General features: G+C 27.2%; 17 protein-coding genes. 9 read left to right on the top strand and 8 right to left on the bottom strand.

Translation table 11 applies throughout. The annotated features are described in order from the left end of the window. Positions 1–86 (top strand): zinc-ribbon domain containing protein (locus HMPREF0216_RS17605; protein ID WP_040418652.1); only part of this gene is annotated, 86 nt, incomplete at its 5' end. Positions 87–131: 45 nt separating this feature from the next. On the opposite strand, the gene HMPREF0216_RS02750 is transcribed toward HMPREF0216_RS17605, so the two are convergent. Next, on the bottom strand, positions 132–563 hold the full coding sequence (locus tag HMPREF0216_RS02750; protein ID WP_005210871.1) for a hypothetical protein: 432 nt from the start codon (positions 561–563) through the stop codon (positions 132–134). Positions 564–743: 180 nt separating this feature from the next. Between HMPREF0216_RS02750 and HMPREF0216_RS02745 the strand changes: the two genes are divergently transcribed. From HMPREF0216_RS02745 to HMPREF0216_RS02735, 3 genes are all read left to right on the top strand, one after another. Next, positions 744–2120: an LCP family protein gene (locus tag HMPREF0216_RS02745; protein WP_051040654.1), complete on the top strand. Its 1377-nt coding sequence runs from the start codon at positions 744–746 to the stop codon at positions 2118–2120. Between the two features lie 263 nt (positions 2121–2383). Continuing rightward, positions 2384–3193: a DUF4037 domain-containing protein gene (locus HMPREF0216_RS02740; protein WP_005210869.1), complete on the top strand. Its 810-nt coding sequence runs from the start codon at positions 2384–2386 to the stop codon at positions 3191–3193. An 85-nt stretch (positions 3194–3278) separates the two neighbouring features. Continuing rightward, entirely contained in the window at positions 3279–4340 is a 1062-nt protein-coding gene (locus HMPREF0216_RS02735) for an aldose epimerase family protein (RefSeq protein WP_005210868.1), read from the top strand. 116 nt (positions 4341–4456) lie between these two features. Here HMPREF0216_RS02735 and HMPREF0216_RS02730 read toward each other — a convergent pair whose 3' ends face one another. From HMPREF0216_RS02730 to HMPREF0216_RS02715, 4 genes are read right to left on the bottom strand one after another with little or no spacing between them, the layout of a single operon-like run. Further along, positions 4457–4891: a Fur family transcriptional regulator gene (locus tag HMPREF0216_RS02730; RefSeq protein ID WP_005210866.1), complete on the bottom strand. Its 435-nt coding sequence runs from the start codon at positions 4889–4891 to the stop codon at positions 4457–4459. A gap of 36 nt (positions 4892–4927) precedes the next feature. Then, positions 4928–5770, bottom strand: a complete 843-nt coding sequence (locus HMPREF0216_RS02725; protein WP_005210864.1) for a metal ABC transporter permease — start codon at positions 5768–5770, stop codon at positions 4928–4930. Between the two features lie 3 nt (positions 5771–5773). Further along, positions 5774–6553 carry a metal ABC transporter ATP-binding protein gene (locus HMPREF0216_RS02720; protein WP_040418650.1) on the bottom strand — a complete coding sequence of 260 codons (780 nt, stop codon included), beginning with the start codon at positions 6551–6553 and terminating at the stop codon, positions 5774–5776. A gap of 15 nt (positions 6554–6568) precedes the next feature. Further along, positions 6569–7534: a metal ABC transporter substrate-binding protein gene (locus HMPREF0216_RS02715; RefSeq protein ID WP_005210860.1), complete on the bottom strand. Its 966-nt coding sequence runs from the start codon at positions 7532–7534 to the stop codon at positions 6569–6571. A gap of 268 nt (positions 7535–7802) precedes the next feature. On the opposite strand from HMPREF0216_RS02715, the gene HMPREF0216_RS02710 reads away from it, so the two are divergent. Continuing rightward, entirely contained in the window at positions 7803–9098 is a 1296-nt protein-coding gene (locus HMPREF0216_RS02710; protein WP_005210857.1) for an NCS2 family permease, read from the top strand. Positions 9099–9219: 121 nt separating this feature from the next. On the opposite strand, the gene HMPREF0216_RS02705 is transcribed toward HMPREF0216_RS02710, so the two are convergent. Then, entirely contained in the window at positions 9220–9660 is a 441-nt protein-coding gene (locus HMPREF0216_RS02705) for a MarR family winged helix-turn-helix transcriptional regulator (RefSeq protein ID WP_005210856.1), read from the bottom strand. A gap of 204 nt (positions 9661–9864) precedes the next feature. Here HMPREF0216_RS02705 and HMPREF0216_RS02700 point away from each other — a divergent pair, with 204 nt between their 5' ends. After that, entirely contained in the window at positions 9865–12126 is a 2262-nt protein-coding gene (locus HMPREF0216_RS02700) for an ABC transporter ATP-binding protein (protein ID WP_005210853.1), read from the top strand. Next, on the top strand, positions 12119–13969 hold the full coding sequence (locus HMPREF0216_RS02695) for an ABC transporter ATP-binding protein (protein ID WP_005210851.1): 1851 nt from the start codon (positions 12119–12121) through the stop codon (positions 13967–13969). Before HMPREF0216_RS02700 ends, HMPREF0216_RS02695 begins: the two co-directional genes overlap by 8 nt. 65 nt (positions 13970–14034) lie before the next feature. Here HMPREF0216_RS02695 and HMPREF0216_RS02690 read toward each other — a convergent pair whose 3' ends face one another. Together HMPREF0216_RS02690 and HMPREF0216_RS02685 are read right to left on the bottom strand one after the other, a co-directional pair. Further along, positions 14035–15291 (bottom strand): LysM peptidoglycan-binding domain-containing protein, encoded by a 1257-nt coding sequence (locus tag HMPREF0216_RS02690; RefSeq protein WP_005210849.1) that lies wholly within the window; start codon positions 15289–15291, stop codon positions 14035–14037. A gap of 205 nt (positions 15292–15496) precedes the next feature. Beyond that, a complete protein-coding gene (locus HMPREF0216_RS02685) occupies positions 15497–16846 on the bottom strand; it encodes a [Fe-Fe] hydrogenase large subunit C-terminal domain-containing protein (RefSeq protein ID WP_005210847.1) in 1350 nt (449 codons plus the stop codon). A 184-nt stretch (positions 16847–17030) separates the two neighbouring features. Between HMPREF0216_RS02685 and HMPREF0216_RS02680 the strand changes: the two genes are divergently transcribed. Together HMPREF0216_RS02680 and HMPREF0216_RS02675 are read left to right on the top strand one after the other, a co-directional pair. Next, positions 17031–20225, top strand: coding sequence for a ligand-binding sensor domain-containing protein (locus tag HMPREF0216_RS02680; RefSeq protein WP_005210846.1), 3195 nt, complete (start codon positions 17031–17033; stop codon positions 20223–20225). Positions 20226–20254: 29 nt separating this feature from the next. Continuing rightward, positions 20255–23479 (top strand): ligand-binding sensor domain-containing protein, encoded by a 3225-nt coding sequence (locus HMPREF0216_RS02675; RefSeq protein ID WP_005210844.1) that lies wholly within the window; start codon positions 20255–20257, stop codon positions 23477–23479. The last annotated feature ends 50 nt before the right edge of the window (positions 23480–23529 follow it).

The following is a 23529-nucleotide window of genomic DNA, read 5'->3' as shown; positions in this document are numbered from 1 at the left end:
TCTACAAAGAAAAAGGATTCGATAACGAACCAGTAAGATGCGTTGAATGCAGAAGAGCAAGAAAAGCACAAAACAACAGAAAGTAATTTTGTTTTTTAGACTATAAGAGTTTCTCTTATAGTCTTTTTATATTATCTTATTTTTTTAAAGTAGGATTCTAATTTTTTATTTTCACTTTTACTAAGTTCTATCCCGCTTTGCCTTTTCTCTAAAAGTTCTTTAAATTTTATATAGTCATCATCCCCTAATTTTATCTTAATTACATAATCTTTTAGGCTTAGCATTTCTGATTTTTCATCATTAGTTAAGGTATTTCCGTTACTAATTTTATCTTGAAGTTTATAAAGTTGTTCTTTTTGAGAATTACTTAATAAGCTTATATTTTCATCATTCCAAAAGTTGTTATCTTTATTATGTCTTTTATGTTCGAGTTGACAAGCTGGATCATTAGAATCTCCACAAGAACAAGGATAATATTGTGAGGCGGAAAAGGCTAATGGAGATATAAAATCATTTAATAATAGTAGTGAAATAAGAAATATAAGAATAGTTACTTTCTTCACTAAGATATTCCTCCTTTATTATAATTTAATTTAGTATGTGAAAAATTAATAAAAGTAATACTATAGTGAAAAGTGAAAAATATATGAATTATTGTTAATAATAATAGTAATATGTGTTTTTTTAATATAAAATATGGTAAAATTATTACGATTGAAAATGTAAAGATAAGGGGGGATATGGTGAAAACTTTAAAACAAAAGGTGAAGCATATGGGTAATTGGATAAAAAAAATGTCACTTAGAAAGAAAATTATATTATCAATTATAATAAGTTTAATTGTTATGATATCAGGAACATGTACATTTTATTATAATTATATAAAAAATAAGACTTATGCAGAATATACACCGCCTGTAAAGACTACACAAGTAGACAATACAGAAAAAGAGGTAGAATATGATGTAGTTGATGGAATAACTAATATTTTGTTAATTGGTACAGATGCACGAGAACTAGATGAAGATGCAAGAGCTGATTCTATAATAATTGCAACGCTTGATAGTAATAGTAAAAAGATTAAATTAACTTCTCTTTTTAGAGATACATTAGTAGATATACCAGGTTATGGAGAAGCAAAATTAAATGCTGCAATGGCTATTGGCGGAAAGGAATTATTAATTGAAACAATAAGTGAAACCTATGATATATATTTAGATAAGTTCGCAATAATAAATTTTTGGGGATTTGAAGCCATAATTGATCAAATAGGTGGTCTTGAGATTGATGTAAAGGATTATCAAATTGAAGAATTGAATAAATACATAGGGGAATCAACAGGAGGAAATGATTGTCCTGTGACAGAAGCTGGTTTACAGGTATTGAATGGAAAGCAAGCATTGTCTTATGCAAGAATAAGATATAATGTTGGAGATGAATATGAAAGAACGGAAAGGCAAAGAGAAGTTTTATTTAAAGTAGCAGAAAAGCTTAAAGAAACTAAACCGAGTAAGTATCTTGGAATAATGAATAAGATGTTAGATTATATTAGTACTAATATAACGCCAATGGAAGCGTTAAATTTAGCATACACTATATTTAAATTTCCAACATTAGAAACTGAGCAATTACAAATACCACAAACTAATTTGTCATATACTATGGATTATAAAAATATTGGTTCTGTATTCATAATAGATAGAGAACAAAATGCACAAGTACTACATGATTTTATTTTTGAGGATAAATTACCAAATGAAGATGAGTTTGATTATTATTCATTATACTCTGTTGTTGCAGATTATGAAGCAAGACAATTAGAGTATGAAAGAATATATGGAATAATTCCATCTATAGAGGAATTTGAAGTGCCATTAAATAACGTAGACATTGATTATAATTTAGATTTAGATGGTAGTCCGGATGAAAATGAAGATGAAGGAATAGATTCAGATTATAATAATGGTATAAATAATGAAGAAGGAAGTCATGGAAGTTCAGGTGGTAATCCAACTGATGGATCTGATGAAGGTTATGATGTAGATACTGGAGAAGATAGTGAAACAGATAGCGATTTAGAAGTTGAAACTGAAAAACCTAATGGAGAGCATAATCAATAAAAATAGAATCTTAAAAGATAGAAGAGTTAAAAGTTTTTTATAGAGTCTCATTTAGAGAGTTTATTTATGACTTTTAACTCTTTATTTTTATTAAAAATGAAAATATTTTAAAATAAGGTTTTAATGAAGTAGGTTATAGCATATATTATTAATTCTGGGAATATGGATAAGTGAGATGTATTTATATGGATAAAACTATAAGTGTGGATTAATAATATTTAGTTATAATAAGTATAAATAAATAGAGGGGTGGGATTGATGTTATGGGAATGAATATGATAGTATATCAAATAGTAAATGAATTTAAGAAGCTTGAAGATATAACTGCTATAGTTTTAGCAGGGTCTGGTGCTACTGGAAGAAAAGATAATTACTCGGATATAGATATAGATATTATTACATTAAAAGAAATACCTGCAAATGAAAGAAAAAGTATAATAAAAAAATTTTCAGATATAATGGAAATTGATAATAATTTTTGGGGGACTAGTGATGAATTTATAATGAGAAATTCATCAATACAAGTGGATATAGCTTATTTTGATTTTAAATGGTTGAAAGAAAAATTAGTAAGTTTATTAGAGAAAAATGAAGCAACTATAGGATATAGTACATGTTTTTGGCATAATGTTATAAATGCGATGATTATATATGATAAAGATGGTGAGTTTGAAAGTTTTCAAAAAAAATATACCATAGAATACCCATTACAGTTAAAGAAAAATATAATATCAATGAATTATCCTATATTGAAGAAAAATCTTTCATCATATTACAATCAGATAGAAAAAGCTATAAAAAGAAATGATATTGTAAATTTAAACAATAGAGTTTCAGCTTTTTTAGATAGTTATTTCGATATTATTTTTGCTATTAATGAATTACCACATCCAGGAGAAAAAAGACTTATTAATATTGCAAAAAAGACATGCGAAAAGCTTCCTGAAAAAATAGATGATGACATAGAAAGACTTTTAAAAAGTTTGAGCACTTGCAATGAAGAAATAGTAGATAATATTAACAATATTATGTTGAATTTAGATACATTATTGCAAGGAGAAAATCTAATATAGGCAAGTGATAATGTTTACAATTAGGGTGAGTATTGGTATAATAAAGGTGGATTAAAAATTACAAAAAGATGAAGGGGAGGTATAAATGGGCATTTTAAGAGAAAGAAATATAGATAACATAGAAGGAAAAGAAGTATATTTATATACTTTAAGCAACAATAATAATGTTACTGTTAGAGTAACTAATTATGGAGGAATTATTTTATCTATATTAATGCCAGATAAAAATGGAAAGATAGATGATATAGTTTTAGGGTATGAAAACTTTGATGACTATAAAACTACAACAGCTTATTTAGGAGCATTAGTAGGAAGATGTGCTAATAGAATAGCTAAGGGTTCTATGGAGATAGATGGAGTAAAATATGATTTGGTTATAAATAATGGGAAAAATCACCTTCATGGAGGGAATAAAAACTTTTCTAAAGTTGTATGGGATTCAGAGATAGTAGAAGATAATAATGGACAATATTTAAAACTTTCTTATTTTAGTGAGGATTTAGAAGAGAATTATCCAGGAAATTTAAATGTTATTGTTAATTATAAATTAAATGAAGATAACGAATTACTTGTAGAGTATTATGCAAAATCTGATAAAGATACAGTTGTAAATTTAACAAACCACTCATATTTCAATTTAGATGGACATGCATCAGGTAATATTTTGAAACATAAAGTTAAAATTTATGCTAAAAATATAACGGAAGCAAATGAAGAAAGTATACCAACAGGAGTAATAAGAAGTATAGTTAAAACACCATTAGATTTTACTGAATTTAAAGAAGTTGGGAAAGATATAAATGCTGAATATGATCAACTTATATTTGCTAATGGATATGATCACAACTGGATTTTAGATGATTATACAGGAGAAATAAAAATAGCTGCTGAAGTTATTAGTGATAATAGCGGTAGGAAGCTAGAAGTTTATACTACGAAACCAGGTGTTCAATTTTATACAGGGAACTTTTTAAATGAAAATGAAATAGGAAAAGGTGGAGTTAAATATAATGCAAGACAAGGATTATGTTTAGAAACACAATATTTCCCAGATAGTATAAATCATAATAATTTCCCTAGTGTACTATTAAAAGCTGGTGAAATGTATAAACATAAAACTATATATAAATTAGAAGTTATTAATTAAGATTTAAGAAATAAATATTAAAATGCGAAATGTGAATTTTTTTAAAGTTAAAAAATATTTTTTTGTGTGTAAAAGTTATTGTGTTATTTATAAGTAAAAAGGCTATAGAGCAATATCTATAGCCTTTTCATTTTGCAATTTTTGCAATAACCGTATATTTCAAGTCTGTGTTCAGTAACATCAAAATCCATATTTTCATGTAATGATTTTTCGTATTCGCATATTGGACAATTACCTATATAAAATACTCCCTTACAGTTTTTACAAATTAGATGATGTTTATGTTCTGAAGAGGTCATTTCATAGGAAGTTTTATTATCTACACCTAATACACATTTTGATATAATATTCTTATTACATAGTGAATCTAATATCTTATAAATTGATGACAAGTTAATAGAAATATTGTCATCTTTTAAATTTAAATATATTTCTTCAGCTGTAATAGGTTTATCACTTCTACTTATAATTTTAAGTACGGAAGTTCTATGTTTTGTAATTTTTAAGCCATTTGATTTAAGAATTTCATTAAAATTAGTTTCATTACTCAAAGTGATATTACCTCCACTAAGATGTTTATAATAATATTATACAAATTTACGTCTTAATATTAAAGTAATAAAGAATATAAGTGATGAAATAAGTACTATAGTAGCACCAGTCACTGTATTTAAATAATAAGAAACAATAAGTCCTGTTATACCTGAAAAGACAGCAATTAAAACAGAAAATAAATGATATTGTCTTACGTTTTTAGATATATTACGTGCCGCAGCTGCTGGAAGAACTAAAAGAGAGTTAATAATTAATAGTCCAACCCATCTAACTGTTAAAGTAACAATAACGGCTAAAGTACAAGTAAATATAATTTCTATTAATAATGTATTTATACCACGACTATTGGCTAATGAAGTATTTAAACTTGTTATAAGAAGTTTATTAAAAATTAAAGTCCAAAGAACTATAACTATAATAAAAACAAATAACAATAACACAATTTCACCTTTACTTATGCTAAGTAAGTCTCCAACTAGATATGATGAAAATTTACTTAGGCTACTAGAGAAGCTCATAAGCACTAATCCAAGAGCTATTGCACTAGAAGAAAATACTCCTATTATTGTATCTGTAGATGAAGTTCCTTTATTTTTTATAATTGTTATAGCTATAGCAAAACAAATTGAAAATAAAGTGGCTCCCCACATAGGATCAATTCCACCTAAAAGTATTCCAAGAGCTATTCCAGTAAAAGCTCCATGTCCCAATGAGTCAGCAAAGAAGGACATTTTGTTACTAACAACCATTGTAGAAAGTATACCAAATAGTGGAGTAACTATTAAAATAGCTAATAAAGCATTTTTCATAAAGTTATGAGATAGCCACTGAAATGGTAAAATTAAATCTATAAAATTATAAATAATATCAAACATTTTTTAAAGTCCCCCTGTTTTAGATGATTCATCTTTTGAATTACCAAATGATAGTCCAAATATTTTTTTGGTTTCAGGATTATTGAATACTTGTTGTGGAGTTCCAGAACAAACAATAGTACCATTAACAAGCGCAACTCTATCAGAGTACTTATAAACTAAATCTAAATCATGAGAAACTAAAATTATTGATAAATCATAATTCTTTTTGATATCCATTAGTATTTCATAGAACAATTCTAATCCATTTTGATCAACACCAGATACAGGTTCATCTAATAAAAGTATATTGGGCATAGGATCAAGAGCCAAAGCTAATAAAACTCTTTGGAGTTCTCCACCTGATAAAGCTCCTAGTTGTCTATCTATTAAATGCGGAATTTTTACTCTTTTCAAATTTTCTAGAACCTCTTCACGTATTTTCTTTTTCGGTCTAATCCATGAAGGTGTTTTAGATTTGCAACAAACAAATAAATCAAGAACGCTAATAGGAGTATTCTTGTCGAAAGTTAAATATTGAGGAACATATCCAATTATAGGTTCATTAAATTTATTATTATTTTCGCCTATAAAAGTTAAATCTCCTTGATGTTTTACTTCGCCAAGTAGAGCTTTAAGTAGAGTACTTTTACCTGCTCCATTTGGACCGATAATAGATGTAAGTTCTCCACAATGAATATGAAGATTTACATCTTTAAGAATTTCATTATTACCTAAAGTAACAGAAAAGTTTTCAATTTTAGTGCAACAAAAATTGTTGCCACTTATTATTTTTATTAAAATTAGCTTTTTTTATCATTATTTTAACGCCTCTTTTAAAACATTAAGATTTTCTTTCATTTTATTAATATAATCGTCGTAAGCATCTGGAGTAGCATCACCAGTTACTATTGGATCCAATTCATATACAGTAGTACCAGTTTCATTAGCAATAGTGTTTGCTATTTTTGAAGAATATTGTGGTTCTGTAAATAATGAAGTTATATTTTTATCCTTTATAATTTGAATAATTTCTTCAACATCTTTAGCGGAAGGCTCTGAATCTGGTTCTATTTCAATAACGCCAGCTATGTTTAAATTAAATTCCTTAGCAAAGTAAGGAAATGCTTCATGAAAAGTGATTATGTTTCTATTTGGTAAGTTATCTAATTCAGTATGCATTTCAGTACTTAAATCTTCAAGTTTAGCAACATATTCATTAGAATTAGCAAAATATTGTGAAGCATTTTCAGGATTAATCTTTGATAATTGTGAAGCTATATTTTCAACTTGTGCTATGTTACCATCTATACTAACCCAAAGATGAGCATTGTATTCATGATCGTGGTCATGATCATCGTGTTCTTCATCAGTTTCTGAATGGTGGTCATGATCATCGTCACTTTCTTCTAACAATTCAAGACCTTCACTGGCATTGACGATTTGTAAGTTAGGATATTGTGAAATAATACTATCTAAAAATGATTCCATTCCTGCACCATTAATAACAAGAATATCAGCAGTTTCTAAAGTCTTTAAATCTTGAGGGGTAAGTTGATAATCATGGAGACAACCAGTTTGAGCTTTAGTCATATTTGTAACATTAACATTTGGAATATCTTTAACTATGTTTAAAGTTGATATATACATTGGGTAAAACGAAGTAACTATATTTAATTCATTATCAGATTGAGAATTTGTTGAATTATTAGTATTGGTACAGCCTATAAATAGCAAGGAAGTTGTTAATACTAATAAAAGAAGTTTGGATAATTTTGATTTCATACTTGTCCTCCTAAAATCGAATGATAATAATTTTCAATTATAATAGTATTATACTATTTTTATGATAAAAGTAAATAGCATTTTAAATAAAATGATAAATTTAAGATTAAAAGTATTTAATAGGAAAATAAAAAATACATATGTTATCTTAATATCTGAATGAAAATTTAAAAAAGTGAAAAAAAGTTCGTAAAAGGTATTGGAATTTTAAATATTTCTGTTATTATATAAAAGTATCTAAAAAACGAAAGAGAAAAAGGTGAAGTATATGGATAAATTTTTTAAGCTTACTGAAAATGGTACGAATGTTAAGAGAGAAATCGTAGCTGGAATTACTACATTTATGACAATGGCATACATATTGATTGTTAATCCAACAATTCTTTCGGCGGCAGGAATGGATTCTGGGGCTGTATTTACAGCTACAGCGTTATCAGCAGTAATTTCTACATTAATTATGGGACTTTATGCTAAATTACCATTTGCACAAGCGCCAGGGATGGGATTAAATGCTTTTTTTGCATATACAGTAGTCTTATCTATGGGTTATTCTTATCAGTTTGCTTTAACAGCAGTATTATTAGAAGGTATAATATTTATATTATTAACAATATTTAACGTAAGAGAAGCTATAGTAGATTCAATTCCTGTTAATATAAAAAAAGCAATTTCAGTTGGGATAGGATTATTTATAGCATTATTAGGATTAGAAGCAGCAGGTGTAGTAGTTCATCCAGCTGATGGGGGAACTATAGTTGCATTAGGAGAAATAATAAAGGGTCCAGGACTTTTAGCTATTATAGGAATAGTTATAACAGGAATATTAGTTGCAAGAAATGTTAAAGGTGCATTATTCTTAGGAATGATAATTACAGCTATAATCGGTATACCTATGGGAATTATAGATTTACCAGAAAAAATAGTTAGTATGCCACCATCAATTAAATCAACATTTATGCAATTTGAGTGGCATAATATATTTTCAATAGATATGGTTATAGTATTATTTACATTATTATTTATGGATATGTTTGATACTATAGGAACTTTAGTTGGGGTTGCAACGAAGGCAAATATGTTAGATAAAGATGGAAAGGTACCGAATATTAAAAAAGCACTTTTTGCTGATGCTATAGGAACAACATTAGGAGCTTGCCTTGGAACAAGTACAGTTAGTACATTTGTTGAAAGTGCAGCAGGTGTAGCAGAAGGTGGAAGAACAGGATTAACTTCTGTTTCTACAGCAGTAATGTTCTTTTTAGCATTATTCTTATCTCCATTATTTGGAATAATAACTCCGGCAGTAACTGCATCTGTATTAGTTATAGTGGGATTATTTATGATAGAAACTATAAAAGAAATTGATTTAACAGATTATACAGAAGCAATTCCAGCATTTTTAACAATAATAATGATGCCATTTTCATATTCTATATCAGATGGTATAGTGTTTGGAGTTGTATCTTATATACTAATAAAATTATTTGCTGGTAAGTGGAAAGAAATAAGTCTTGCAACTGTAATAGTTGGAGTAGTATTTGTATTAAAGTTTATATTTATATAACATTATAGAATTTATATAAAATAGGCTGTGCAATTAGAATGCACAGCCTATTTTATTTTTTTTATAAGAAGAATTTGTAATTTTTCTAAATAACTTGTTACCTAATAGTTGTCACCACTAATTAAAATTTACGTATTATTGAAATTATAGTCTCTAATGAATTTGACAAATCATTTAAATCTTCTTCATTTAAAGTTAAAAGTTTCTCTGTAGCTATAGATTTAACATGTGTTTCACATGATTTTAAGAATTCACAGGCTTTAGGTGTCGTTTCAATTCTAATGACTCTTCTATCATTTGGATCATAATATCTATTTACAAGTCCATCATTTACAAGTTTATCTAAGACTGGAGTCATATTTGGCTTTGATATAGATAAATCTTTTGCCATTTTAGAAATAGAGGTAGGACTATTATGAATTAAATAAAATAATACTTTTATATGAGAATGTGGGACATTAAATTTTTTTGTTAAATCATTAGGATTAAAAATTTGTCTATTAAGAGATAATAATAATATATACAAGTTATCAGATATATTATTTAATTGTAAATCTTTCATAATATAGCTCCTTACACTTATATTTAACATCATTATAATTCAAAAAAAAAAACTTTACAACATTATAATTATAAAAACATAACAGTTATAAAAACATAATAATTATAAAAATATTACAAATCTTTATTGACAGATAATAGTTATAAAAATATAATTATTATAAAATTAGAATTTAATAATATTTAAATAAGGAGAGGAGAGCGTATGCTTAAATTATTAAAACATCTAAAACCCTTCATTGGTTATATGATAGTTGCGATATTGCTTTTGTTTGTTCAAGCTATATGTGATTTATCATTGCCAGATTATATGTCTGATATAGTTAATGTCGGAATTCAACAAGGGGGAGTAGAAAATGCTGTTCCTAAAGTAATTCAAGCTTCTGAGCTTGATAAATTATTTATCTTTATGAGTGATAAGGATAAGGAGTTTATTGATGAGAACTATACATTACTTAGTAAAGATACGCTAAGTAGTGAAGAATATAGTAAATACTTAAAGAAATATCCAAGCTTAGAAAATGAAAATATTTATAAGTTGGATAGTACAAATGATAAAAAAATAGAAGAATTAAATAATATATTTAGCAAACCAATGCTTATAGTATATATGTTAGAAACACAAGGATTAAATGGGATTTCTAATAATGGCGATATGATGTCACAAATGGTACAAGTACCAGATGGAGTAGATTTATCCAATATGGATCCTTTTGAAGTATTAAAAATGATGCCTCAAGAACAAATAGATCAAATATTATCAGGTGTAGATGAAAAATTAGAAGCTATGCCAGATAGCATGATAACTCAGTCAGCTACATCTTATGTGAAACTACAATATAAAAATATAGGAATAGATACTAATAGACTTCAATCTAATTACGTAGTTATAGCTGGAGTTAAAATGGTTGGTATAGCTTTAATAAGTATGCTTGCCACAGTAGTTGTAAGTTTTATAGCATCTAGAGTTGGTGCTGCATTAGGTAGAAATTTAAGAAAAGATGTATTTAATAAGGTTGTCAGTTTTTCAAACACAGAATTTGATAAATTTTCAACAGCATCTCTTATAACTAGAACAACAAATGATATACAACAAATTATTATGCTTGTTGTAATGGGATTAAGGATTGTATTCTATGCACCAATATTAGGTGTTGGAGGAGTTATTAAAGTTATTAATACTGGAGCATCAATGGGATGGGTAATTGGAGTTGCAGTAATATCAATATTACTTTTAGTAATTGTATTATTTAGTTTTGCTATGCCAAAATTCAAAAGTGTGCAAAAACTTGTTGATAGATTAAATCTTGTTACAAGAGAAAGTTTAACTGGTATGCTTGTTATTCGTGCTTTTAGCACTCAAAAGTATGAAGAAGACAAGTTCGAAATTGCAAATAAAAATTTAACAAGAACAAATCTTTTTGTTAATAGAATAATGACAACAATGATGCCATTAATGATGTTTATTATGAATGCAATAACATTATTAATTGTATGGGTTGGAGCTCACAGAATTGATGAAGGTGTTATGCAAGTTGGTACGATGATGGCATTTATGCAATATACTATGCAAATAATTATGGCCTTCTTAATGATATCTATGGTTTCAGTTATATTACCAAGGGCAATGGTTTCTGCTCAACGTGTATCTGAAGTTTTAAGTGTTGATGTAGCTATTAAAGATGCAGAAAAATTACAAATGTTTAATCACGATGAAAAAGGAACTATTGAATTTAAAAATGTTTCATTTAGATATCCAGGTGCTGATGAAGATGTAATTAGTAATGTAAGTTTTAAAGCTCTTCCAGGAGAAACTACAGCATTTATAGGTAGTACAGGTAGCGGTAAATCAACATTAATTAATTTAATTCCTCGTTTTTATGATGCAACAGAAGGTGAAATATTAATTGATGGTGTAAATATAAAAAATGTATCTCAACATGATTTAAGAGAAAAAATAGGGTTTATTCCTCAAAAGGGACTTTTATTCTCAGGAACAATTGAAAGCAATTTAAAATATGGTGGGGAATATATAACTGATGAAGATATGATAAAAGCTTCTGAAATTGCTCAAGCAAGCGAATTTATAAACAGCAAGGAAGAAGGATTTAAGTCAGAAATTGCACAAGGTGGAACAAATGTTTCTGGTGGTCAAAAGCAAAGATTAGCAATTGCACGTGCTATGGCTAAAAATCCAGAGATATTTGTGTTTGATGATAGTTTCTCTGCATTAGACTTTAAAACAGATGCTAAGCTTAGAAAAGCAATAAATGCTGAATTAAAAGAAAGTACACTTTTAATTGTTGCTCAAAGAATAAGTACTATAATGAATGCAAATCAAATTATAGTTCTTGATGAAGGTAAGGTTGTAGGTAAAGGAACTCATAAAGAGCTTATGGAAAACTGTGAAGTTTATCAACAAATAGCTCTATCACAACTTTCAAAGGAGGAGCTTTCAAATGAGTAAGCATAAAATGAGAGGCCCAATGGGTGGAGGTCCTATGGGCGGAATGGGAAGAGGCGGCGAAAAGGCTAAAGATTTTAAAAAGACTATGAAAACTCTTGCAAATTATTTGAAGCCTTATAGCTTATCAATAATAATTGTTATAATATTTGCTATTGGTTCTGCTGCATTTTCAATTGTAGGTCCAAAAATATTAGGAAATGCAACTACAGAAATATTTAATGGACTAGTTAAAAAGGTTACAACTACCAATGCTGAAGGAATTAATTTTACTCGTATAGGTGAAATAATTTTATTCTTAGTAGGATTATATTTAGTTAGTGTAGTTTTCTCATTAATACAAGGTTGGGTAATGTCAGGTGTTGCACAAAAAGTATCTTATAATATGAGAAAAGAAATATCAGAGAAAATTAATAGGATGCCACTTAAGTATTATGATACTAGAACACATGGTGAAGTGTTATCAAGAGTTACAAACGATGTTGATACTGTTAGCCAAACTTTAAATCAAAGTTTATCACAAATGTTAACAGCAGCAACTACACTTATTGGTGTACTTATAATGATGTTCTCAATAAATTGGATAATGACAATAGCTTCATTAGTTATAATTCCAATATCAGCTGCATTAATTACACTTGTTGTTAAAAAATCTCAAAAATACTTTAAAACTCAACAAGAATATTTAGGGTATGTTAATGGTCAGGTTGAAGAAGTTTATTCTGGTCATAATGTAATGAAAGCTTTTAATGCAGAAGAAAGAGAAGTTAAAAAATTTACTGAACTTAATGACACTCTTTATAATAGTGCATGGAAATCACAATTTTTATCAGGTATGATGATGCCTATAATGACTTTTGTTGGTAATTTAGGATATGTAATAGTATCAATACTTGGTGGATGGCTTACTATTAAAAATGTTATTGAAGTTGGTGATATATTAGCATTTGTTCAATATATAAGATCATTTATGCAACCAATTAGTCAAACAGCTCAAATAGCAAATGTTCTTCAATCAACTGCAGCTGCAGCAGAAAGAGTATTCGAATTTTTAGATGAAGAAGAAGAAGAATTAGATGTTGAAAATCCAGTAAGTACTGAAGAGATAATTGGAAAAGTAGATTTTGAGGATGTTCATTTTGGATATAATCCAGAAAAGACTATTATCAATGATTTTACGGCTCATATTAAGTCAGGACAAAGAGTTGCGATAGTTGGACCAACAGGTGCGGGTAAGACAACTATGGTTAAGCTTTTAATGAGATTCTATGATGTTAATGATGGAGCTATATTAATAGATGGACACAATATTAAAGACTTTAGAAGAAATGATTTAAGAAAGATGTTTGGAATGGTTCTTCAAGATACATGGTTATTTAATGGAACTATTATGGATAACTTACGTTATGGTAGATTAGATGCTACTGATGAAGAAGTTAAAGCTGCGGCTAAAGCTGCTCATGTTCATAGCTTTATTAAGACATTACCACATGGATATGATATGGAACTTAATGAAGAAGCAAGTAATGTATCACAAGGTCAAAAGCAATTATTAACTATAGCTCGTGCAATACTTGCCGATCCTAAGATATTAATACTTGATGAAGCAACAAGCTCTGTTGATACAAGAACTGAAGTATTAATACAAAAAGCTATGGATAACTTAATGCATGGAAGAACAAGTTTTATAATTGCTCATAGATTATCTACAATTAGAGATGCAGATCTTATTCTTGTTATGAAGGATGGAGATATAGTAGAACAAGGAAAGCATGAAGAATTATTAGCTAGAAATGGTTTCTATGCAAATTTATATAATAGTCAATTTGAAGACAAAGAAGCTTAATTAAATTGAAAACAGCAAAGGATAATTTTTTAATGTCCTTTGCTGTTTTTATAAATACTAAAAAATTAATAAAGCTTTAAGGTTTGCCCAGGTAATAAGTTAGATAAATTATTAACTTTATTAAACTTCAGTATTTCATCATAAGTTAAATGAAATTTGTTACATATTTCATCTATAGTATCTTGTGGTTTAATTTTATATATACCACAAGAGCAAATTTGAATTATATCACCTTTATTAATTATATTAGGATTTTTTATATCATTTAACTTTGCTAACTTGTCAAAGTTTGTATCGAAATCCCTTGCTATTTTAATTAGTGTGTCATTGTCTTTTATAATATAAGTTAAAGGAAATTTGCACTGACTTATACGCCATTCATGAAGGGGGTGATTATTATTTAATATATTATTTAAAGTAGTGAGAGATGAGTTTTTGTAAAATGGATAAAGTGGTATAGTTTTATTTATAGTTAAAGTTATTTCTTTTAAATTATAATAATCTTTAATTGTATTACAAATAGATTGTAATGACAGGGTATTATAGAACGAATTTGTATCCTTTAAAATATCTTTAGAAAAATCTATACTAATGCTACTTTTAGATTCATCAAAATCAATATCATTAATAATGGTATTAGAATTTATAACTGGCAATAATCCATTAGGAGCATTTTTTAATTCTTTTTCAAAATTTATAATTGTAATGTCATTAGTGTAGAAGTTAATAGTTTTATTAGTATACCAAATTGAGTCTAAATTTTTATCGGGAAAATATAATTTTACATTTTGACTATAGGGGGTATTTTCTATAATATCGTCTAAAGTAGAAAATAGTACACCTGAAGATTTACTATAATATATAGTCTTTACTAAACCAATATTTTCAACGTAATAATCTATGCTCATATAATTATTTTTAGATATTGTTGTAATTTCTAATGATGATTTAAAAATTTTATAAGGTGTTTTTACTACTGAATTAGTGGAAGTTATACTTCGTGTACTACCATTAGGTAATATCCAAGTAGTACCTACTAGTATAGGTTCCTTAATTAGATAATTATTTGAGGGTAACGTTGAATTTAAAAAGTTTTCTCTAGTAGTATAATTTTCTTTGAGTAATAGTTGTTTAACTCCGAAAGAGTCGTATTCATATAAGTTTATTATAGTACTTTTATTACTTTTATATCGTAATTGTATTTTTGAATCACTATTAAAATCTTCATACTTACTAAATTTTAGAGCAGTATTATTTGAATTAGTGTAAATATATTCTGCATTAGGTTTAGAAGGAAAATAATCATGTGATTTTAATCTCATATTTCTTACCTCATAATCTTTTGTAGTGGATTTATTTTGGATATCAATATAATATATGCTTTAAGTATAGTAATTGTTTAAATAACTGATTATAGAATAATAAAAGCTATCATTTGATTAAATTTATTTCATATAAAAGAATTGCAAATATCAAATTTGATATTTGCAATTCTTAATTTATATTTAAATTAATAGTTAAAGTTTATTAAAATTCTCTTTCCAAAATAGATATTTTGCTTGGATCTTCAAAGTCTTTTAAAGAAGTGATATTTAACTTTTCTAGAATATCATCCAAAACATTGCTATGAACAGCTACTTTTATTGAAGAGTCATAAGCAAAGTTATCAACAGCAGTTTTTCCTTGAGATGGAGGAACAAGAATTTTAGGACCACCAACACAACCACCAATGCATCCCATACCTTCAATAAAACTAGCGTTAGCCTCACCTTTTAAAGCTAAATTAAGAATTTCCTTACATTGTTTAACTCCTTCTACCTGAACAGCCTTAAAGTTCTTTAAATTAGAAGGATAAAGTTCTTCTACAGCTTCTTTAACAGCAAGTGATACTCCACCAGTACGAGCATATAATCTTCCGCCTTTAGATGTATATTCAATTGTAGGGATTCCTTCTAAATCTCTAGGGTGGAATCCGAAGGCTTTAAAAATATCATTGACTTCTTCAAAGGTTAATACAAAATCTATTGCACCTGCAATATCTTTATCTTTTGCTTCAGCCTTTTTAGCAATACAAGGACCAATAAATACTACATTAGCATCTTTGTTAATTTCTTTAATTACCCTACCAGCAGCAATCATTGGGGATACTGAAGGTGATAGGTTAGGTAGAAGTTCTTTATAGACTTTTTTTAGCATACCAACCCACATTGGGCAACAACAAGAAGTTATCATTAAATCATTTGGAGATTTTACATGTTTATTAAATTCTACTGCTTCTTTAACTGTTAGCATATCAGCGGCAAAGGCCACTTCAATCATATCTGTAAAGCCAATCTTTATAAAAGCTGCTCTTAATTGATCCATAGTTACATCATCACCGAACTGTCCCATAATTGCAGGAGCAACTGCAGCTATAACAGTTTTGTTATTCTTTATGAGATCCATAATAGGAATAAATTCGACTTTATCTAGTATACGACCATTTTTACAAGAATCAACACAAAGTCCACAGTCTATACAAGCATCATTATCGATAAAAGTTGTATTATTTTTAGCATCAAATTTTATTGCATTAAACGGACATGCCTTTTGGCAAGTGTACATGCTTTGTTTATCTGCTTGGCAATTAGCAGAAGAGCATTCTAATTTTTCAACTATTTTTTTATTAACATTATAATTAGTAATTGCTTTTTTTAAGTTATAAACATAATTGTTATCAAATTCAATATTAACGCCACATAAAGAAGTAATTATAGCAAAAGTTTCTTGTGGGGATTTTTCATGGCATGTGATTATTTTATTAAGTGTTTCATCAAAGTTACCATTATAGTAAGCTTCAATTAAAGTATTAAACAAATCTATATGTTTACTATTCATTTGATATCCTCCAATATTTATAATAATTTCAACTTTATATTTTAGTATATCTTTAATTAGTTATAAAAATACTTAAAATAAATCGTATATAAATATGTTTTATGCAAAAAAAAGTAGAAATATATAATTATTATGTAAAATTTGATATAATGTATGAGTATAAAAAATGGGGATATGGTAGAAAATGAAAAAAATTTTAATGATAAATACAACAATAATATTTATATTAATAACTATATTTAGTTATGATACCTATGCTTTGAAAAATAATGGGATTAATTTTCAAAGTATAACTATAGATGACGGATTATCTCAATCGCTAGTAGAAACAATATATCAAGATAGTCGAGGATATATATGGCTTGGAACTGGAGATGGTTTAAATAGATATAATGGTAGCGAATTTGTAGTATATAGAAATAATAAGGATGATGAAAATAGTATTTCAAATAATAGTATTTCAGAGGTAGTAGAAGATGTAAATGGAAATTTATGGATAGGAACATATAATGGATTAAATAGGATGGATTTAAATACAGGAAAGATAACTAGGTATTTAAATTCAGATACAGCAGGGAGTATTTCATCAAATTATATACATAGAATAGTTATAGATTCCAAAGAAAGAGTATGGATATGCACAGATAAGGGATTAAATATGTATGATTATGAGGAAGATAAATTTATACGTGTTTTAGAAGGAAAATTATCTAATGAACAAATACAAGATGTCCAAGAAGATTCTAAAGGTAGATTATGGATTGCTACTAAGAATGGATTAAATATGTATGATGAAGTTACTGGAGAAGTAACGAAATTCTTTTATGATAGCAATGATATTAATTCTATAAGTGATAATTTTATTTGGAATATATATTATAGTGATAATGAATTATGGATTGGAACTTTAGAGGGTGGATTAAATAAATTAAATACTAATGATTATAGTATAGAAAGGTATATGCATGATCCTGAAAATGCAAATTCACTTCCAACTAATTGTGTAATGGATATTATTAAAGATAGAAATGATATTTTATGGGTAGCTACTAATGATGGATTAGCGGCAATGAATGAGGATGGCACATTTACTACTTATAAAAAAAGTATTAGTAAGTATAGTATAAGTGATAGTCATATAATTGAATTATATGAGGATAATTCAGGAGTAATGTGGGTTGCTACATATAATGGGGCAAATATATTTAAGAGTGATAATAATTTTGAAACTTATAGAAATGATTTATTAAATGATAATTCAATAAGTAATGATAGTGTGTGTGGGATTTATGAAGATGGAGATGGAGTAATATGGGTAGGGACTTTTGGTTCCGGAATAAATGAGATAGATCAAAAAAATAATATTATTAAAAGACATACTTATAGTGAATTTAATAATTCTATAAGTAATGATAATATTAGAGAAATAACAGGTATAGATAATGAAATTTGGATAGCTACTGATAATGGGTTAAACAAATATGATAAAATCACAGGGGAATTTACAGTTTATAAGAGTTCAAGTGATAAAAATAGTTTAAGTGATAATAGTGTTAGAAGTTTATATATTGATAAAAATGGATTACTATGGATAGGGACTAGGGGCGGAATTTGTACTTTTGATAGAAACGGTACATTTACAAGATATGATTCCATTTTTGAGGAAAATGAAATTTATGAAAAAGTAGTTTATGATATTTTTGAAGATAGTGACGGTATAATGTGGTTTGGTATAGGGAGTAATACTGGGCTTGTAAAGTATAATAGAGAAACAGGCGAAATGAAAAAGTTTAAATCGGAACCGAATAATAAAAATTCATTAAGTTCAAATGTTATAAGAAGTATAGCTGAAGATAAGAATGGATATATTTGGGTTGGAACTCAAAGCGGTTTAAATAAGTTTGATAAAATAAAAGAAGAATTTACAGTATATATAACAAGTGATGGTTTATCAAATGATTTTATTTATGGCGTATTAGTTGATGATAATAATAATATTTGGGCTAGTACAAATTATGGAATGTCAATGTATGATTCAAAACAAAATAACTTTAAAAGATATTATATTACTGATGGATTTGCAACAAATGAATTTAATGGATTTTCTTATTATAAAAATAAAAATGGGGAAATGTATTTTGGTGGAGTTTATGGACTAACAAAGTTTAATCCTTTAAAAATAGAAAATACTACATCTATATCAAACGTAGTTATAGATAGTATTAATACAAGTGGTGGAGTGAAAATTGATATAGATGATAACATAACTTTGGAATATGATTCAAGAGAGTTATTTGTAAAATTCTTTATTCAAGATTATAAAAGTATAAATGAGATTCAATATGCATATAAAATGGAAGGTATAAAGGATGAATGGGTGTTTTTGGGAAATCAAAATTATGTGCGGTATGCAAGTTTAGAACCTGGTAAATATAAAATGCTAATTAAGGGAAGAAATAATAATGGAACATGGTCAGAAATTACAGAAATAAATATAAAAGTTAAAAATTCTCCCTGGAAAACGCCAATTGCATATTTTACTTATATATTAATAATAGTTGTACTTGTATTTTATATATGGAATCAAGTAAAAATACTAGATTCATTAGTTATTCAGAGAACTAATGAATTGGAGAAAAACTTAGATAAAAATAAGAAGCTATATCAAAAGCTTATAGAAACAGAAAAGTATAAAAATAATTATTTTATTAATCTATCACACGAACTTAGAACACCATTAAATGTAATTTTATCTGTTCAACAGTTAATAACATCTTTAAATAGTTCAGGAAAAAATATAGAACCTGAAAAACTGCAGTCTTATGTGGAGACGTTAAAAGGAAATTCAAAGAGACTTTTAAATTTAATAAATAACATAATAGATACATCAAAAATTGATTCTGGATCTTATAGGCTTGATAAAGAGGAAGTTGATATAGTCAGCTTAGTAGAGAATGCAGCTTTATCTATGGTAGAGCTTGCAGAGCTTAATAAATTAGAACTTATAATTGATCCTGAAATAGAAGAAATGATAATAACTTGCGATAAGTTAGAGATAGAAAGATGTATTATTAATTTAATTGGAAATGCAATAAAATTTACAAAACCAGGAGGGAATATAACCGTTAGAATTATTCCTTTAGAAAGTCATGTAAAAATAATTGTTAAGGATACGGGAGTAGGGATAGAAGAAAAATATTGGGAAAGCATTTTTGATAGGTTCGGACAAGCTTATAATGATGTATCAGAAGAGTTTGGAGGAAGTGGCTTAGGATTAACTTTAACTAAAAATTTAATTAATTTACATAATGGAGATATAAGTGTTATAAGTGAAAAGGGTAAAGGCAGTGAGTTTATTATAATTTTGCCAATTAGATAGTTAACTATTTATTTAAGGGGGGGAGTAGAATGAGGTTGAAATTTGAGAGCAATATGAAAAAAATAATAAGGGTAACTATACTGGTTATAGCAATAGTAAGTTGTATATATTATAAAAGAATATATGCAATGGAAAACAACAATATTAATTTTCAAAATATAAATATAGAAGATGGATTATCTCAATCATTAGCAGAATATATATATCAGGATAGTTTTGGATATATGTGGATTGGAACTAATGATGGATTAAATAGATATAATGGAAATGAATTTAAGGTATATAAAAATATAAAAAATGATAAGAATAGTATTAGTAATAACAGTATTAGTTCCATAGTTGAAGATAACTATAAAAATTTATGGGTTGGTACAGATGATGGATTAAATAAAATAAATTTAATCACAGGTGAAATAACTAGATACTTAAACTCTGATGAAGATAAGGCAAGCTCTAATAATGTTGTAGATGAATTACTTATAGACCATAAAGGTAGACTTTGGGTAGGGACAATTGAAGGTATTAATTTATATGATAGCGAAAATGATAAATTTGATAAAGTTTTGGAGCCTTATATAAAAGATAGAGGAGTTCAAGGAATTACTGAAGATTATAGGAATCGTATATGGATTTCAACTAGAGAAGGCTTGTTTATGTATGATGAAAATGCAGATGAGGTAAAGAGCTTTTTTTATGATGAAAAAGATGAAAATTCTATTAGTGAAAATAATATTTTTAGTGTATATAGTAGTGGGAATAAAGTGTGGTTAGGAACTAAAAATAGTGGATTAAATGTAATTAACTTAGAGGACTATAGTATTAAAAAGTATGAACATGATTCAAATGATAAAAATTCAATACCGAGTAATTTGATTAGATACATATTAAAGGATAGTGAGGGTAAACTTTGGTTAGCCACTGATCAAGGACTAGCATACTTCAATGAAGAAAGTGAAAAGTTTTATACATATAAAAGTGATACAAATAAATATAGCATTACAGATGATAATATTGTTAGTTTATTTGAAGATAGACTAGGTACAATTTGGGTAGGAACATTTAATGGAATAAGTAGATTTTCCAATAATAATAAATTTACAATCTATAGAAATAATCCTTTTAATGAAAATTCTATAAGTAATAGTAGTGTTTGTGGAATATATGAAGATAATGAGGGTCATATATGGGTTGGAACATTTAATTCTGGAATAAATAGAATAGATGAAAAAAATGATATTATTACAAGGTATTATAATGATACAAATAATAAAAATTCATTAAGTAGTAATAGAATTAAAGATATTATTGGAATAGATAATGAAATTTGGATAGCTACCGATAATGGATTAAACAAATATGATAAAAATACAGATAAATTTACTGTATATAAAACATCTAGCGATGAAAATAGTATAGTAAATAATGAAATTAGAACATTATTTATTGATAAAAATGGTATACTTTGGATCGGTACTAGAGGTGGGTTATGTACTTTTGATAGAAAAGGAACATTTACATCATATAATAGTCTATTTGAAGAAAATAACATATATCAAAAGACGTTTTCAGATATTCATGAAGATTCTAAGGGAATAATGTGGTTTGCTCTTGGTAATGATGGAGGGTTAGTTAAATATAATCCTGAAACAGGTGAAATGATAAATTACTTAGCAGATGAAGAGGATGTTAATGCTATAAGTTCAAATACGGTAAGAGCTATTTCTGAAGATAGTAAGGGAAATATATGGTTAGGGACTCAAAATGGATTAAACAAATTAGATGTGAATACTGGAAAGTTTAAATCATACACATATACTGATGGACTATCTAATGACTATATTTATGGTGTAATTGTAGATAGTGATGATAATATATGGTGTAGTACTAACTATGGTGTTTCTATGTATGATCAAGATGATGATAAATTTATAAGATATTATGAGGAAGATGGACTTGCTACAAATGAATTTAATGGATTTTCTTATCATATGGGTAAAGATGGAGATATATATTTTGGCGGAGTAAATGGATTAACTAAATTTAATCCAGAAAATATGGAAAATAAGGTTGCTGCTAGCAATGTAATAATAGATACAATTAAAACTAGTGGTGGAGTAGAAATAAAAGAAAAAGATAATATAGTATTGAACTATGATTCAAGAGAACTATATGTGAAGTTTTTTATTCCAGAGTATAAAAATATAAATCAAATGCAATATGCATATAAGCTTGAGGGCATGGATTCGGAATGGACATTTGCAGGTAATGAAAATTATGCAAGATATGCAAGTCTTTCATCTGGAAAATATAAAATGTTAATAGTAGGAAGAAATTATAATGGCGCTTGGTCAGATATATCAGAAATAAATATTAAAGTTAAAAATTATCCGTGGAAAACTCCGTTAGCATACACAATATATATAACTATAATTTTATTAATAATATATATTGTATATAATCAAGTTAAAATATTAGATGCATTAGTTATCCAAAGAACTCAAGAATTAGAAGAAAAATTAGAAGAAAACAAAAAGTTATATCAAAAGCTCATAGAAGCAGAAAAATATAAAAATAATTATTTTGTTAATTTATCACATGAACTTAGAACACCACTAAATGTGATTTTATCTGTTCAGCAATTAATAAGTTCCTTAAATAAATCTAGAAAGAATATAACCTATGAAAAGATGGAAGATTATATGGAGACTTTAAAGGGAAATTCAAAGAGGCTCTTAAATTTAATAAATAATATAATAGACACATCAAAAATTGATTCAGGTGCATATAGATTAGATAAGGAAGATGTTGATATAGTTGAGTTGGTTGAAGATGTAACTTTATCTATGGTTAATCTTGCAGAAGTAAAAGGGCTAGAACTTGTAATTGATCCAGAGATAGAAGAGAAAATTATAAGTTGCGATAAATTAGATATAGAAAGATGCATTATTAATTTGATTGGAAATGCAATAAAGTTTACTGAGCCGGGGGGAAATATAACAGTTAGTATTGTTGAGTTAGAAAATAGTATTAAAATAAGTGTTAAGGATACAGGTATAGGAATAGAGGAAAAATATTGTGAGGGTATTTTTGATAGATTTGGACAAGTTTATAATGAAGTATCAGAAGAACTTGGAGGAAGTGGCTTAGGATTAACTTTAACTAAAAACTTAATTAATCTTCATAATGGTGAAATAAGTGTAATAAGTGAAAAGAATAAGGGAAGTGAATTTATTATTATTTTACCAATTAGTTAATACTTTATATTTATAAAAAGTATAGTACATAGAGAATTTTAGGTAATACT

This window comes from Clostridium celatum DSM 1785, from assembly GCF_000320405.1.
GTDB classification, from domain to species: domain Bacteria; phylum Bacillota; class Clostridia; order Clostridiales; family Clostridiaceae; genus Clostridium; species Clostridium celatum.
The sequence above is the reverse complement of the archived record's forward strand: the minus strand, read 5'-3'. Positions and strand labels throughout refer to the sequence as shown.

Bases quoted from the DNA above. Each gene is read 5' to 3' on its own strand.
- HMPREF0216_RS02740 (WP_005210869.1), top strand. From the start codon at position 2,384: ATGGGAATGAATATGATAGTATATCAAATAGTAAATGAATTTAAGAAG.
- HMPREF0216_RS02735 (WP_005210868.1), top strand. From the start codon at position 3,279: ATGGGCATTTTAAGAGAAAGAAATATAGATAACATAGAAGGAAAAGAA.
- HMPREF0216_RS02725 (WP_005210864.1), bottom strand. From the start codon at position 5,770: ATGTTTGATATTATTTATAATTTTATAGATTTAATTTTACCATTTCAG.
- HMPREF0216_RS02715 (WP_005210860.1), bottom strand. From the start codon at position 7,534: ATGAAATCAAAATTATCCAAACTTCTTTTATTAGTATTAACAACTTCC.
- HMPREF0216_RS02710 (WP_005210857.1), top strand. From the start codon at position 7,803: ATGGATAAATTTTTTAAGCTTACTGAAAATGGTACGAATGTTAAGAGA.
- HMPREF0216_RS02705 (WP_005210856.1), bottom strand. From the start codon at position 9,660: ATGAAAGATTTACAATTAAATAATATATCTGATAACTTGTATATATTA.
- HMPREF0216_RS02700 (WP_005210853.1), top strand. From the start codon at position 9,865: ATGCTTAAATTATTAAAACATCTAAAACCCTTCATTGGTTATATGATA.
- HMPREF0216_RS02695 (WP_005210851.1), top strand. From the start codon at position 12,119: ATGAGTAAGCATAAAATGAGAGGCCCAATGGGTGGAGGTCCTATGGGC.
- HMPREF0216_RS02690 (WP_005210849.1), bottom strand. From the start codon at position 15,291: ATGAGATTAAAATCACATGATTATTTTCCTTCTAAACCTAATGCAGAA.
- HMPREF0216_RS02685 (WP_005210847.1), bottom strand. From the start codon at position 16,846: ATGAATAGTAAACATATAGATTTGTTTAATACTTTAATTGAAGCTTAC.
- HMPREF0216_RS02680 (WP_005210846.1), top strand. From the start codon at position 17,031: ATGAAAAAAATTTTAATGATAAATACAACAATAATATTTATATTAATA.
- HMPREF0216_RS02675 (WP_005210844.1), top strand. From the start codon at position 20,255: ATGAGGTTGAAATTTGAGAGCAATATGAAAAAAATAATAAGGGTAACT.